At 71.8% G+C, this 13,466-nt stretch carries 10 protein-coding genes; 7 read left to right on the plus strand and 3 right to left on the minus strand.

Annotated elements, in window-relative coordinates; genetic code table 11:
* Positions 1-4 precede the first annotated feature (4 nt).
* The 3 genes from ABZS42_RS00450 (at position 5) to ABZS42_RS00460 (ending at position 5,091) form a co-directional block, all read left to right on the plus strand.
* On the plus strand, positions 5-3,736 hold the full coding sequence (locus tag ABZS42_RS00450) for a multifunctional oxoglutarate decarboxylase/oxoglutarate dehydrogenase thiamine pyrophosphate-binding subunit/dihydrolipoyllysine-residue succinyltransferase subunit (RefSeq protein WP_355140998.1): 3,732 nt from the start codon (positions 5-7) through the stop codon (positions 3,734-3,736).
* Positions 3,737-3,842: 106 nt separating this feature from the next.
* On the plus strand, positions 3,843-4,022 hold the full coding sequence (locus ABZS42_RS00455) for a DUF6104 family protein (protein WP_355141000.1): 180 nt from the start codon (positions 3,843-3,845) through the stop codon (positions 4,020-4,022).
* Positions 4,023-4,053: 31 nt separating this feature from the next.
* Complete coding sequence (locus ABZS42_RS00460) at positions 4,054-5,091, plus strand: glycoside hydrolase family 6 protein (RefSeq protein ID WP_355141002.1); 1,038 nt, start codon at positions 4,054-4,056, stop codon at positions 5,089-5,091.
* Between the two features lie 25 nt (positions 5,092-5,116).
* Here ABZS42_RS00460 and ABZS42_RS00465 read toward each other — a convergent pair whose 3' ends face one another.
* Together ABZS42_RS00465 and ABZS42_RS00470 are read right to left on the minus strand one after the other, a co-directional pair.
* Positions 5,117-7,303 carry a glycosyltransferase gene (locus tag ABZS42_RS00465; RefSeq protein ID WP_355141004.1) on the minus strand — a complete coding sequence of 729 codons (2,187 nt, stop codon included), beginning with the start codon at positions 7,301-7,303 and terminating at the stop codon, positions 5,117-5,119.
* On the minus strand, positions 7,296-7,988 hold the full coding sequence (locus tag ABZS42_RS00470; protein WP_355141005.1) for a hypothetical protein: 693 nt from the start codon (positions 7,986-7,988) through the stop codon (positions 7,296-7,298). Before ABZS42_RS00470 ends, ABZS42_RS00465 begins: the two co-directional genes overlap by 8 nt.
* A 232-nt stretch (positions 7,989-8,220) precedes the next feature.
* Here ABZS42_RS00470 and pta point away from each other — a divergent pair, with 232 nt between their 5' ends.
* Together pta and ABZS42_RS00480 are read left to right on the plus strand one after the other, a co-directional pair.
* Positions 8,221-10,296 carry a phosphate acetyltransferase gene (gene pta, locus ABZS42_RS00475; protein WP_355141007.1) on the plus strand — a complete coding sequence of 692 codons (2,076 nt, stop codon included), beginning with the start codon at positions 8,221-8,223 and terminating at the stop codon, positions 10,294-10,296.
* A complete protein-coding gene (locus ABZS42_RS00480; RefSeq protein WP_355141009.1) occupies positions 10,293-11,408 on the plus strand; it encodes an acetate kinase in 1,116 nt (371 codons plus the stop codon). Before pta ends, ABZS42_RS00480 begins: the two co-directional genes overlap by 4 nt.
* A 4-nt stretch (positions 11,409-11,412) precedes the next feature.
* Here the strand turns inward: ABZS42_RS00480 and ABZS42_RS00485 are convergent, their stop codons facing one another.
* On the minus strand, positions 11,413-11,586 hold the full coding sequence (locus tag ABZS42_RS00485; RefSeq protein ID WP_355141011.1) for a hypothetical protein: 174 nt from the start codon (positions 11,584-11,586) through the stop codon (positions 11,413-11,415).
* Between the two features lie 141 nt (positions 11,587-11,727).
* Here ABZS42_RS00485 and ABZS42_RS00490 point away from each other — a divergent pair, with 141 nt between their 5' ends.
* Both ABZS42_RS00490 and ABZS42_RS00495 read left to right on the plus strand, forming a co-directional pair.
* Complete coding sequence (locus ABZS42_RS00490; protein WP_355141013.1) at positions 11,728-12,606, plus strand: alpha/beta hydrolase; 879 nt, start codon at positions 11,728-11,730, stop codon at positions 12,604-12,606.
* A 36-nt stretch (positions 12,607-12,642) separates the two neighbouring features.
* Positions 12,643-13,164, plus strand: a complete 522-nt coding sequence (locus tag ABZS42_RS00495; RefSeq protein WP_355141015.1) for an aminoglycoside adenylyltransferase — start codon at positions 12,643-12,645, stop codon at positions 13,162-13,164.
* Positions 13,165-13,466 lie beyond the last annotated feature (302 nt).

Here is a 13,466-nt window from a genome sequence, read left to right on the forward strand (position 1 = left end):
GGCCGTGTCGACCCAGCAGACTTCGCAGGAGAACCCACTGGCGGGTTTCGGCCCGAACGAGTGGATCGTCGAAGAGATGTACCAGCGCTATCTCGCCGATCCCAAGAGCGTCGACTCGGCCTGGCACGACTTCTTCGCCGACTACCGCCCGAGCCCGGGTGCCGCGACCCCGCGCCCGGAGGCGAAGCCGGCGCCGACCACCACGCCGGAGCCGGCCGAGCAGCAGGAGCCGGTCGCCGCGGTCACCCAGCCCGCCCCCAAGTCCGCCGAGGCCAAGCCGAGCCCGGCCGCGCCCGCCAAGGCGGCGGCCCCGACGAAGCCGGCGGCCACCCCCGCCGCGAAGCCGGCGGCCAAGCCGGCCGCGTCCGCGCCGACGGCGACCGGCCCGCAGACCACCCCGCTGCGCGGCGTCGCCGCGAAGATCGTCCAGAACATGGACGCCTCGCTCAGCGTGCCGACCGCGACCAGTGTGCGCGCGGTCCCGGCCAAGCTGCTGGTCGACAACCGCATCGTGATCAACAACCACCTCGCCCGGGGGCGGGGTGGCAAGGTCAGCTTCACCCACCTCATCGGGTACGCGTTGGTCCGGGCGCTGGCCCAGCACCCGGAGATGAACAACTCCTACGCCGTGGTCGACGGCAAGCCGACGCTGGTCCGTCCCGCGCACGTCAACCTGGGCATCGCGATCGACATGACCCGGCCCGACGGCAGCCGCAACCTGGTGGTCCCGTCGATCAAGTCCTGCGAGCAGATGGACTTCCGGCAGTTCTGGCAGGCGTACGAGGACGTGGTCCGGCGGGCCCGCCGTAACGAGCTGACCATGGAGGACTACGGCGGCACCACGATCTCGCTGACCAACCCGGGCGGCATCGGCACCGTCCACTCGATGCCGCGACTCATGCAGGGGCAGAGCGCGATCATCGGCGTCGGCGCCATGGAGTACCCGGCGCCGTACCAGGGCATGTCCGAGGCCACCCTCGCCGAGCTGGCGGTCAGCAAGGTCATCACGCTGACCAGCACGTACGACCACCGGGTCATCCAGGGCGCGCAGTCCGGCGAGTTCCTCAAGGCCATGCACGAGCTGGTCCTCGGCGAGCACGGCTTCTACGACGAGATCTTCACCTCGCTGCGGATCCCGTACGAGCCGGTGCGCTGGATGCGCGACGTCGCGGTCGACAGCGAGGGCCAGATCAACAAGACGGCCCGGGTGCACGAGCTGATCCACGCCTACCGGGTGCGTGGCCACCTCATGGCCGACACCGACCCGCTGGAATTCACCATCCGCAAACACCCCGACCTGGACGTCCTCCAGCACGGGCTGACCCTCTGGGACCTGGACCGCACCTTCCCGGTCAACGGCTTCGCCGGCCAGCAGCGGATGACGCTGCGCCAGATCCTCGGGGTGCTGCGTGACTCTTACTGTCGCCGGGTCGGCATCGAGTACATGCACATCCAGGACCCGGAGGAGCGGCGCTGGATCCAGGAACGGATCGAGCGCAAGTACGAGAAGCCCAGCCGGGACGAGCAGAAGCATGTGCTCAACCGGCTCAACGCGGCCGAGGCCTTCGAGACCTTCCTGCAGACCAAGTACGTCGGCCAGAAGCGTTTCTCGCTGGAGGGCGGCGAGTCCCTGATCCCGCTGCTGGGCGAGGTGCTGGAGTCCGCCGCCGAGGGAGGCCTGGACGAGGTCGTCATCGGCATGGCGCACCGGGGCCGGCTCAACGTGCTGGCCAACATCGTCGGCAAGCCGTACGAGAAGATCTTCTCGGAGTTCGAGGGGCACCTCGACCCGCGTTCGACGCAGGGCTCCGGCGACGTGAAGTACCACCTCGGCCAGAACGGCAAGTTCACCACCCCGGACGGGGCGAACTCGGTCAAGGTCTCGGTGGTGGCCAACCCGTCGCACCTGGAGGCCGTCGACCCGGTGCTGGAGGGCATCGTCCGGGCCAAGCAGGACCGGATCGACCTGAAGCTGGAGGGCTACACCGTGCTGCCGCTCGCGGTGCACGGTGACGCGGCCTTCGCCGGCCAGGGTGTGGTGGCCGAGACGCTGAACCTGTCCCAGCTGCGCGGGTACCGCACCGGCGGCACCGTGCACGTGGTGGTCAACAACCAGGTCGGCTTCACCACCGCGCCCGAGTACTCCCGGTCCAGCCTCTACAGCACCGACGTGGCCCGGATGATCCAGGCGCCCATCTTCCACGTCAACGGCGACGACCCCGAGGCCGTGGTCCGGATCGCCCGGCTGGCCTTCGAGTACCGGCAGGCGTTCAACAAGGACGTCGTGATCGACCTGGTCTGCTACCGCCGGCGTGGCCACAACGAGGGTGACGACCCCTCGATGACCAACCCGCAGATGTACAAGATCATCGACTCGAAGCGTTCGGTGCGGAAGCTCTACACCGAGGAGCTGATCGGTCGCGGCGACATCACCGTGGAGGACGCGGAGGAGCTGCTGCGCGACTACCAGGCGCAGCTCGAACGGGTCTTCAAGGCCACCCGGGACGCCGCCACGATGCCGCGGCAGCTCACCCGGCCCCGCCGCGAGGAGGAGCCGGAGCCGCAGGTGGACACCGCGATCGACGCTTCGGTCGTGCGGGCCGTCGGCGACGCGCACGTCAACCTGCCGGACGGCTTCACCCCGCACAAGCGGATCCAGCAGCTGCTCGACCGGCGGGCCAAGATGTCCGCCGAAGGCAACATCGACTGGGGCTTCGGCGAGATCATCGCGTTCGGCTCGCTGCTGAACGACGGGGTCACGGTCCGGCTGGCCGGGCAGGACTCCCGCCGTGGCACCTTCGTGCAGCGGCACGCCTCGATCGTGGACGCGCGCACCGGCGAGGACTACCTCCCGCTGAAGTCGCTGACCGGCGACGGCGAGCGCTCCCGGTTCTTCGTGCACGACTCGCTGCTCAGCGAGTACGCGGCGATGGGCTTCGAGTACGGCTACTCGGTGGAGAACATCAACGCGCTGGTCTGCTGGGAGGCCCAGTTCGGCGACTTCGTCAACGGCTCCCAGTCGGTGATCGACGAGTTCATCTCCTCGGGCGAGGTCAAGTGGGGCCAGCGCTCCGCGGTGACCCTGCTGCTGCCGCACGGTCACGAGGGCCAGGGCCCGGACCACACCTCCGGTCGTCCCGAGCGGTTCCTGCAGCTCTGCGCCGAGGACAACATGCGCGTCGCGATCCCGACGACCCCGGCGAACTACTTCCACCTGCTGCGCCGCCAGGCGCTGTCGCCGAAGCGCAAGCCGCTGGTGGTGTTCACGCCGAAGTCGCTGCTGCGGCACAAGCTCTGCGTCTCCGGCGTCGAGGAGTTCACCACCGGCACCTTCCAGCCGGTGCTGGCCGACTCGGCCGCCCCGGCGCCGGAGTCGGTGAAGCGGGTGCTGCTCTGCTCGGGCAAGGTCTACTACGACCTGTTCCAGGCCCGGCAGGAGCGCGGCATCACCGACACCGCGATCCTCCGGATCGAGCAGCTCTACCCGATGCCGGTGGAGGAGATCCAGGCCGCGCTGGCGCAGTACCCGAACGCCGAGGACTTCGCCTGGGTGCAGGAGGAGCCGGCCAACCAGGGCGCCTGGTCGTTCGTCGCGCTCAACCTGCTCGAGCACCTCGCGGACGTACGGCTGCGCCGGATCTCCCGGCCCGCGGCCGCCGCTCCGTCGGTCGGCTCTGCCAAGATGCACGAGGTCGAGCAGAACGCCCTGATCGAGGCGGCTCTCCCCCGCCCGTGATCTGATCGCGTCGCCAGCCGGGGCAGGACCGTCATGGACGGCCTGCCCCGGCTGCGTCGGTAGCAGACCGCCCGGCGCGCGCCGGGCCGAGAAAGAGGACGTACGCATGTACTTCACCGACCGAGGCATCGAGGAACTCGTCGAGCGCCGGGGCGACGAGCAGATCACCGTCGAGTGGCTCGCCGAACGCCTGCGCGACTTCGTCGACCTGAACCCGGAGTTCGAGACGCCCGTCGAACGTTTCGCCACCTGGCTGGCCCGCCTCGACGACGAGGACGAGGACTGACGACCGTCCGCCCCCGACGAACGGACCCCGCGTGTTGCCGCCCCGCCCCCTGCTCGCCCGCCAATCGGCCGTGACGGTCGGCGTCGCACTCGCCCTCCTGCTGACCGGCTGCGGCGCCGAACCGAAGCCTCCGGTGCCCACGACCCCGGTCGGCACCGCGGTCTCCGCACCGCCGCTGCCGCCGGTCTTCTACGTCGATCCCGACAACCCGGCCGGGCAGGAGGCGGCACGCCGGTCGACGCAGGGCCGGGACGAGGACGCCGCCCTGCTGCGTGAGATCGCCACGCGGCCGACGGCGAAGTGGCTGACCGGCGACGAGGACCCGGTGCACGACGAGGTCGACGAGTTCCTCCAAGCGGCGTACCTGGCCGGGCAGACCCCCGTGCTCGTCGCGCACAACGTGCCGGATCGCAACTGCGGACGGGAGGAGACCGGGGGCGCCGCGAGCGCCGTGGAGTACCAACGCTGGATCCGGGACGTGGCGTCCGGCGTCAACGGCCGGCCGGTCATCGTGATCCTCGAACCCGGCGCGGTGCCGGACGCCGTCGACGGCTGCCCGCGGGATGTCAGTGGGCGGCTCGCGCTGCTGCGGGACGCGGTGGCGGTGCTGCGGAGCACCGGCAGCGCCCGGGTCTACCTCGACGCCGGCCACCCCGCCTGGATACGTGACGTCGGCGCCCTCGCGGCGGCGCTGCGCAAGGCGGGCGTGACGGAAGCGGACGGGTTCGCGCTCAACGTGGCGAACTTCGTCGGCACGGACGAGAACGTCCGCTACGGGCAGCAGCTCTCCGACAAGCTGGGCGGCAAGAGCCGCTTCGTCATCGACACCAGCCGCAACGGCAACGGCGCGTACCCGGCGGCCACCGTGAACGGCGCGCCGAGTTGGTGCAATCCGCCAGGCCGGGCGCTCGGCGAGGAACCGACCGCCGACCCGGGGCCGGATCGGGTGGACGCGCTGCTGTGGATCAAGTATCCCGGGGAGTCGGACAGCGACTGCCGCCCCGGTGAGCCGGAGAGCGGCGAATGGTGGCCCGAGTATGCGCTCGGACTGGCCCGGAAGGCACGCTGAGCAGTCCGCGGGCGGTCGGCACCGGTCAGCGGTTCGCGTTCGTCAGGGTCGGCTCCAGGCCGGTACGCCGCAGCTTCTGCCAGCCCAGCCGGCCGCCGGTCAGCGCGGTGACGACCGACTGGACCATCACCAGGTACATCAGCTGCCGGTAGACGAACTGCTGCAACGGGAGGACCCAGAGCACACCGAGTTTCTCCCGGTCGAGCCGGAACGCCACGGCCGCCGTCACCGTCTGCAACACCAGCATGATCAGCCAGGCCACCACCGTCTCGGTCCGGTCGAGGAAGAACAGGCCGTAGAGCGCCAGCAGATCGATCACCGGCGCCACCAGCGGCAGCAGCACCCCGAACAGGCTCAGGAAGAGCAGGCAACGCCGGGTGTACCGGCCGGAGGCGCCACGGTCGAACAGCGAGCGGCGGTGCTTCCACATCGCCTGCATGGTGCCGTAGCTCCACCGGTAACGCTGCTTCCACAGCTGACCCATGGTGGCGGGCGCCTCGGTCCACGCCCGGGCGTCCTCCTCGTACACCACCTTCCAGCCGGCCCGGCCCATCGCCATCGTGATGTCGGTGTCCTCGGCGAGCGTGTCGTCGCTCATCCCGCCGGCGTAGCGCAACGCCTGCCGCCGGAAGGCGCCGATGGCTCCGGGGACGGTGGACATGCAGCGCAGGGTCTCGTAGAGGCGGCGGTCGAGGTTGAACCCGATGACGTACTCGATGTGCTGCCACTTGGCGATCAGGCTCTTACGGTTGCCGACCTTGACGTTCCCCGCGACGGCGCCCACCTGCGGGTCGGCGAACGGCTGCACCAGCCGCCGCACCGCGTCCCGCTCGAGAATCGTGTCACCGTCGACCATCACGATCAGCTCGTGCCGGGCGAGCGCGACCCCGGTGTTCAAGGCGCTGGCCTTGCCGCCGTTCGGCTTCCGGACCACCCGGACGTTCGGCAGACCCAGGCCGTCGGCGATGTCGGCCGTCCCGTCGGTCGATCCGTCGTCGACCACGATGACCTCGATGCCGCCCGGATGGTCGCCGCCGGCCAACGACCGGACCGCCGCGGCGATCCCCTCCTTCTCGTTGTAGGCCGGGACGATCACCGACACCGGGTCCGTCACCGGTGATCCCCAGGCCCAGTCCGGGGAGCGACGGCGGCGGGCGTGCCGGATGGCCAGCACGAACAGCATGACGGTACGTCCGACGGTGAGCACACCGACGACGACGAAGAGGAACCCGAAGAGACCGAGCATGCCGTCGGCGCCCTGCACCGCCCAGACGAGGAACCTGCCGCGCCACCGGTCCGCCTGCGAGGCCGCCGAGTTCCCGGCGACCCGCTGGTCGACCCCGGCCGCAGCCAGTGCCAGGTTCATACCCTCCGACACGGTGGTGAACCGGTAGCCCCGCTCCTTCATCAGCGGGATGTAGCGGTCCAGCGCGGCGACCGTCTGACTGCGATCACCGCCTGCGTCGTGCCAGAGGGTGATCGCGCCGGAGTAGCCGGGCGGGATCGCGTTGCCGATCGCCTTGTCCGCCCCGGGCCGCTCCCAGTCCAGGCTGTCGGTGTCGTTGAGCACCGTCAGATAGCCGAGCTGCCCCGCCTCTGTCACCAACGGCCAGTCCCGGTCGTCGATGGCGTTGGCGAAGGAGGAGTACGGGAAGCGGATCAGCGAGGTCTCGACCCCGGCGGCGCTCGCCATCGCCAGCTGGGTCTGGGCGTACTCCAGCCGTCGCCGCCAGCCGGGCAGGTTGGCCAGGTCGGGATGGGTGAAGGTGTGCACCCCGAGTTCGTGCCCCTCGGCGGACATCTGGCGGACCAGCGCGGGATGCCGGGCGACCTGTGAACCGAGCACGAAGAAGGTGGCCTTGACGTCGTACTTCGCCAGTACCTGCAGGATCTCCGGGGTCCACGTCGGGTCGGGCCCGTCGTCGAAGGTGAGCGCGATGGTCCGGGCCGGCAGACGGTACGAGCGAACCTTGCCGTCGGCGGCGCCGATGATCGGGCCGCCGTCCACGACGGCGGCGGGGACCTGGGTCTGGTCGTGGTCGGTGTGTTCGGTGTCGGGCGCGAAGGCGGCGTTCGCGTACGCCGCCACGAAGAGGACGCCGGCCAGGACGACGAGCAGCACGCCCAGCACGGCCCAGCTCGGCGACGGCACGACCCGACGGACCCGCCGGACGGCGGCGGGAGGCGCGACCGCGGAGAGCCGGTCAGCCATGGTGGAGTTCGGTGCCCGGTGCCGCGCCGAGGGCGAGCGGCTGCCGATCGCCGGCCGACGGCGATCCGTCGGACGGTTCCGCGGTGGGGTCCGAGGTGACGGTGGCGTCCCCGGACGTCGGAGCGGAACTCGTCGGGACCGGGTCCGGGATGATCGCCGGGATCGGTGGCGGCTGCCAGGGCTGCTCCGTCGACTCGACGAACGGGAGGATGGAGCCGGGACTCACCGACGCCCCGGCGAAGCTCGCCCCGACCAGCGCCGTGTACGCCAGCCCCAGCGCCCCGAGGGCGTACGCGACCAGCCGCAGCCGCGACCGTCGCCGACCGGTGGGGTCGACGAAGACGGGTGGGAGCCGCGGCACCACGGCCATCAGCATGGTCGGGCTGTCGGCTCGTCTGGCGGCGGGCGTGATGATGACGGTCGTGTCGTCCAAGACCGAGGGTGCGACCACCGGAGTCCGCACCGACCGCGACACCACGGGCTTGATGATCACTGTCGCGTCGTCGGAGACGGGCGGTTCGGCCGGCGTCCGGGCCTGGGCCGGTACCGCGGGCGGGGACGCGGAATGTCCGACCGCTTCCCCGGTCGAACTCCCCGGCGTGCCCTGCACCACCTTCGAACTCTCGGCCGCGGCCGCGATCGGATTCCGGGGCACGGCCTGGACGAGAGCGGGGCGGTCGGTCACAGGTCGCGAGTCTAGCGAGGGCCCTTCACGTCTCTGCCGCCGTACCGCCCCCGTTTGTCGATCCCGCCGCCGCGGCTCCGCGGCCCGCCCCGGATCTGACCGCCGCCGGTGCCCGGTGGTCGCCGTAGGGCCGGATGGTTCCGCTCCGACCAGCGCGGATGCGCATGCGTCCGGCGAAGCGGACCCGGGACACGAACCGACGAGCGACACCGCGATCTTGTAGCGTGAGGTCGTGGCGCAGAGCGTGTACTTGACCAGCGTGGGGTCCGGCGGTGGGAAGTCGACCATCGCACTCGGGCTGGCCGAGCTGCTCTCCCGCCAGGTCGGCCAGATCGGCGTGTTCCGACCACTGATCGCCGGCACCGGCCCGGACCCGATCCTCGCTCTGCTCAGCGAGCGCTACCGCGTCGACCGGCCTCTGGCGGATCTGGCCGGGGCGACGTACGCCGAGGCCACCGCCCTGGTCTCGGACGGCCGCCGCGAGGAGCTGATCTCCCTCATCGTCGAGCGGTACCGGGCCGTCGAGCGGCACTGCTCGGCGATGGTCGTGGTGGGTAGCGACTTCGACGACACCGGGGACCCGGCCCGCCCCCGCGAGCTGGCGTTCAACGCCCGGCTGGCCACCGAGTTCGGCAGCGTCGTGGTGCCCGTGGTGGACGGGTTCGGCCAGGACCCCGCCGCCATCGCGGCGGCTGCCCGTGGCGCGTACCACGACCTCGCGGACCTGGGCGCCACCGTGCTCGCCGTGATCGCCAACCGGGTGCCCGGGCCGATGGCGCTGCCTGAGTTGCCGGTGCCTGCGTACGCCATCCCGGAGGTGCCGAGCGTCTCGGCGCCGACGGTGGCCGAGGTGGCGGCGGCGCTCGATGGCACCGTGCTCGCCGGTGACGAGGCCGCGCTCAGCCGGGACGTGCTCGACTTCGTGGTGGGGGCGGCGCAGGTGCCGATCCTGCTCGACCACCTGACCAACGGAGCCCTGATGATCACCCCGGGTGATCGGGCCGACCTGCTCGTCGCGGCGAGCGCCGCGCACGTGGCCGGGCAGGTCTCCCTGGCCGGCCTGGTGCTCACCCTCGGCGAGCGGCCGGACCCCCGGGCGATGCGGTTGGTGGAGCAGCTGAACACCGGCCTCGCTGTGCTCTCCGTGCGGACCGACAGCTTCGACACGGTCGCCGCGTCGAGCCGGATCGAGGGGCGGCCGAGCGTCGACAACCCACGCAAGGTCGAGGCGGCGCTCGGCGCGTTCGAGGCGAATGTGGACACCGCCGACCTGGCCGGCCGGCTCCGGGTCAGCCGGTCCGAGCGGGTCACCCCGCTGATGTTCGAGAACGAGCTGATCGACCGGGCCCGCACCCGGCGCCCTCACCTGGTGCTGCCGGAGGGCAGCGAAGAACGCATCCTGCGCGCGGCGGAGATCCTGCTGCGGCGAGGCGTAGCCGAGCTGACCCTGCTGGGCCGCCCGGACGAGATCGCCCGGCGTGCCCGGGAGCTCGGCGTCGACGTCGGCGACGCGCACGTCGTGGACCCGACCGCGAGCGAATGGCGGGACGAGTTCGCCACCGAGTACGCGCGGCTGCGCGCCCACCGGGGTGTGACCGCGGAACTGGCGCACGACATCGTGGCCCAGCCCAACTACTTCGGCACGCTGATGGTGCGGGCCGGCTTCGCCGACGGCATGGTTTCCGGGGCGACCCACACCACCGCCGCCACCATCCGCCCCGCCTTCGAGATCATCCGGACCGTGCCCGGCGTCTCGGTCGCCTCGAGCGTGTTCTTCATGCTGCTCGCCGACCGGGTGCTGGTCTACGGCGACTGCGCGGTGAACCGCGACCCGGACGCCGCTCAGCTCGCCGACATCGCGATCTCGTCGGCGGACACCGCGGCCCGGTTCGGCATCGAGCCCCGGGTGGCGATGCTGTCCTACTCGACCGGCAGCTCGGGCGCGGGCGCGGACGTGGAGAAGGTCGCCACCGCCACCGAACTGGTCCGCACGCGCCGGCCGGAGCTGCTGGTGGAGGGCCCCATCCAGTACGACGCGGCCATCGATCCGGCGGTGGCCGCCACGAAGCTGCCGGGCAGTCCGGTCGCCGGCCGGGCGACCGTCTTCATCTTCCCCGACCTGAACACCGGCAACAACACGTACAAGGCGGTGCAGCGCTCCGCCGGCGCGGTGGCGGTCGGGCCGGTCATGCAGGGTCTGCGCCGCCCCGTCAACGACCTTTCCCGGGGAGCCACCGTGCCGGACATCGTCAACACGGTGGCGATCACCGCGATCCAGGCCGCCGCGCCGGTCGAGGAGGCCGAATGAGTCGGGTGCTGGTGCTCAACTGCGGGTCGTCATCGGTGAAGTACCGGCTCTACGACGGCGACGAGGTGCGGGACAACGGCACGGTCGAGCGGATCGGCGAGCCGGGCGGTGGACCCGCCGACCACGAGACCGCCGTCCGGCAGATCCTCGCCGGTCTGGACCTGACCGGGCTGACCGCCGTGGGGCACCGGGTGGTGCACGGCGGCACACGCTTCGGCGAACCCGTGCGGATCGACGAGGCGGTGCTCGCCGCGATCCGTGACCTGGTGCCGCTGGCGCCGCTGCACAACCCGCCGAACCTGGCCGGCATCGAGGTGGCCCGCCAGGCGCTGCCGGGTGTGCCGCAGGTCGCGGTCTTCGACACGGCGTTCCACCGCACGATGCCGGAGGCCGCCGCGACGTACGCCGTCGAACGCGACACCGCGAAGCGGTACGGCATACGACGGTACGGCTTCCACGGCACGTCACACGAGTACGTGTCCCGGCGCACCGCCGAACTGCTCGAGCGCCCGTACGACGAACTGAACACGATCACCCTGCACCTGGGTAACGGGGCGAGCGCCTGCGCGGTCGCCGGTGGCCGTAGCGTGGCGACCTCGATGGGCATGTCACCGCTGGAGGGCCTGGTCATGGGCACCCGCAGCGGCGACCTCGACCCGACGGTCATCTTCCACCTGCGGCGCGAGGGCGGGCTCTCGGTCGACGAGATCGACGACCTGCTCAACCACCGCAGCGGTCTGCTGGGGCTGGCCGGCGCCAACGACATGCGGGAGGTGCTGGCGCGCCGGGCGGCCGGCAACGAGGCCGCGGCCCTCGCCTTCGACGTCTACTGCCGCCGTATCACCAGCTACGTGGGGGCGTACTACGCGCTGCTCGGCCGGGTCGACGCGATCACCTTCACCGCCGGCGTCGGTGAGCACGCCGCACCGGTGCGGGAGTCGGCCCTGGCCGGCCTGGACCGGCTCGGCATCGCCGTCGACCCGGCGCGGAACGCCGGGAAGGGCGACCGGGTCATCTCACCGGACGGGGCCGAGGTCACGGTCTGCGTGGTCGCCACCGACGAGGAGCGCGAGATCGCCCGCGCTGCCCGTCGGGTGGCCGAGGCGGCCTGACCGCTCAGGAGACCGCGAGCCAGACGGCCACCGCGACCAGCACGACGGCGACCACGGCCGCGCCGACGATCATCGGCCGCCGGTTGGGGGTCGCCGCCGGCGCCGCCGGCTCGGGTGTGTGGGCGAAGGCGCGGAAGGCTTCGGTGTTGCCACTCGGATCGGTGTAGTTCTCAGGCATGCGGTGACCCTAGCCAAGCGGGCGCGGGCCGGTCGGTCCGCCACTCGGGCCGGGCGGTGAACGTCACCCGGCCATGGGGTGGACCCGGCAGGATCCGGACGGCGGGGCCGACGGCCGGGTCCGGCCCCTTACCGTGGAACCGTGGGGACCAGGCGGCTGTTGGCGGTGGTGACGGCGGTGATGCTGCTCCCCGGCTGCGCGCCGGCCGGTGCCGTGACCGGGGAGCCGGCTCCGACCGGCCGGGCGCCCGAGGGCACGTACGCCGTCGGCGTGCGTACGTTCACCCTCGACGCGGGCTCGGCGCGTCCCCTGCCGGTGACCGTCTGGTACCCGGCGAAGGGCGGGGCGGTGGCCGCCGGGCGGTTCCCGGTGGTGATCTACAGCCACGGGCTGGACAGCCTGCCCGAGCTCCACGCCGGACTGACGAGCCGCTGGGCCGCTGCGGGCTTCGTGGTGGCCGCGCCCGCCTTCCCGAACACGCGGCGCGGCGCGGCGCGGTTCGACCGGGCGGACGTACGGAACCAGCCGGCCGACTGCTGGCGGCTGATCCGGCACCTGGTCCGGTTGGACGCGCGCCAGGACGACCCGCTCGCCGGGCATCTCGACGTCGCCCGGTTCGCGGCGGCCGGCCATTCGGCGGGCGGCTACACCACCGCTGGAATGTTCACCTCGGAGCACTCGTCGCGGCTGCGCGCAGGTGTGATCGTCGCGGGCGGCGGGATGGCGGGCGGCCTCACGGGGCAGCCCGCTTCGCTGCTCTTCGTGCACGGCACCGCCGATCCGATCGTGCCGCTGGCGGTGGGCCGCGCGGCGTACGACCGAGCTCTCGGCCCGGCCGCCTTCGTCAGCGTGCTCGGGCAGGGCCACGGCGAGTACCTGATTCCCGGTAAGCCCGGGTTCGAGCAGGTCTTCGCCACCATGACGGACTTCCTGCGGTGGACGCTCTACGGTGACCGGGAGGCCCGCGGCCGCCTTCGCACCGATGCGCAGTCGCCGCTGACCCGCTACGAGTCCCGCTAGGCCCGCGCCCGGCTTGACGGCCGGTACGGTCGGCGAGTGGGCGGGCTTGCGAAGCGGCAGTTGGAAAGCGTGGACGAGGTCGTCGAGGCGGCCGGTGCGGCCGGCATCGAGGTGTGGCTGCGCGGCGGCTGGGCGATGGACTTCCACCTCGGGCGGGTGACCCGGACACACGTCGACGTCGACTGGTACTGCTGGCGCGCGGACGCGGACCGTCTGACCGCGGCGCTGACCGGTCGTGGCTGGCGGCCCGACCCGAGGATGCCGGTCGAGGTACAGCTGGACCTGTTCCGGGGCGACGTCGAGGTGAGCTTCGCGTACCTGGCGCGGGACGCCAACGGCCGGGTCACGGTGGGCGCGGGCCCGTGGGCGGGCACGCACCTGCCCACGGGGATGCTGGACGGCCCGCCCGGAAGGATCGGCTCGCACACCGCGCCGGTCATCTCGGTGGCCGCGCAGATCGAGTTCAAGGAGATGTTCCCGGTCTGGATGCCGGAGCGCCCCCGCCGACCGAAGGACGCCGACGATCTCGCCCGGCTGCGAGCGTCTCTCAGCGCCTAGAAACGGGCCGGCGACGTGGCCTCGGATCAGGTCTCCCGCGGCACGGCCAAGCGGCACGGTCGGCGAAGGTTCCAACGAAGCTTGATGACTGTGAGGCATTTTTATACCTCAGAGTCATCAAGCTCGACGCCGTCGGTTGCGCCTGTTGGCGGCGCCGGACCGTGCAGGATCGATGGCCGCGTCGACCCGGAACGAACCGACGGCGACGGCAGACGGCGACGGCGATCGCGGACGACGACGGCGGACGGCGACTGCGACTGCGACTGCGACTGCGACCGTGGTCGGGTCCGTTGGCCGGGCCA

This window comes from Micromonospora sp. NPDC005367 (genome assembly GCF_040606825.1).
GTDB lineage: Bacteria > Actinomycetota > Actinomycetes > Mycobacteriales > Micromonosporaceae > Micromonospora.

Bases quoted from the DNA above. Each gene is read 5' to 3' on its own strand.
- ABZS42_RS00455 (WP_355141000.1), top strand. From the start codon at position 3,843: ATGTACTTCACCGACCGAGGCATCGAGGAACTCGTCGAGCGCCGGGGC.
- ABZS42_RS00465 (WP_355141004.1), bottom strand. From the start codon at position 7,303: ATGGCTGACCGGCTCTCCGCGGTCGCGCCTCCCGCCGCCGTCCGGCGG.
- ABZS42_RS00480 (WP_355141009.1), top strand. From the start codon at position 10,293: ATGAGTCGGGTGCTGGTGCTCAACTGCGGGTCGTCATCGGTGAAGTAC.
- ABZS42_RS00485 (WP_355141011.1), bottom strand. From the start codon at position 11,586: ATGCCTGAGAACTACACCGATCCGAGTGGCAACACCGAAGCCTTCCGC.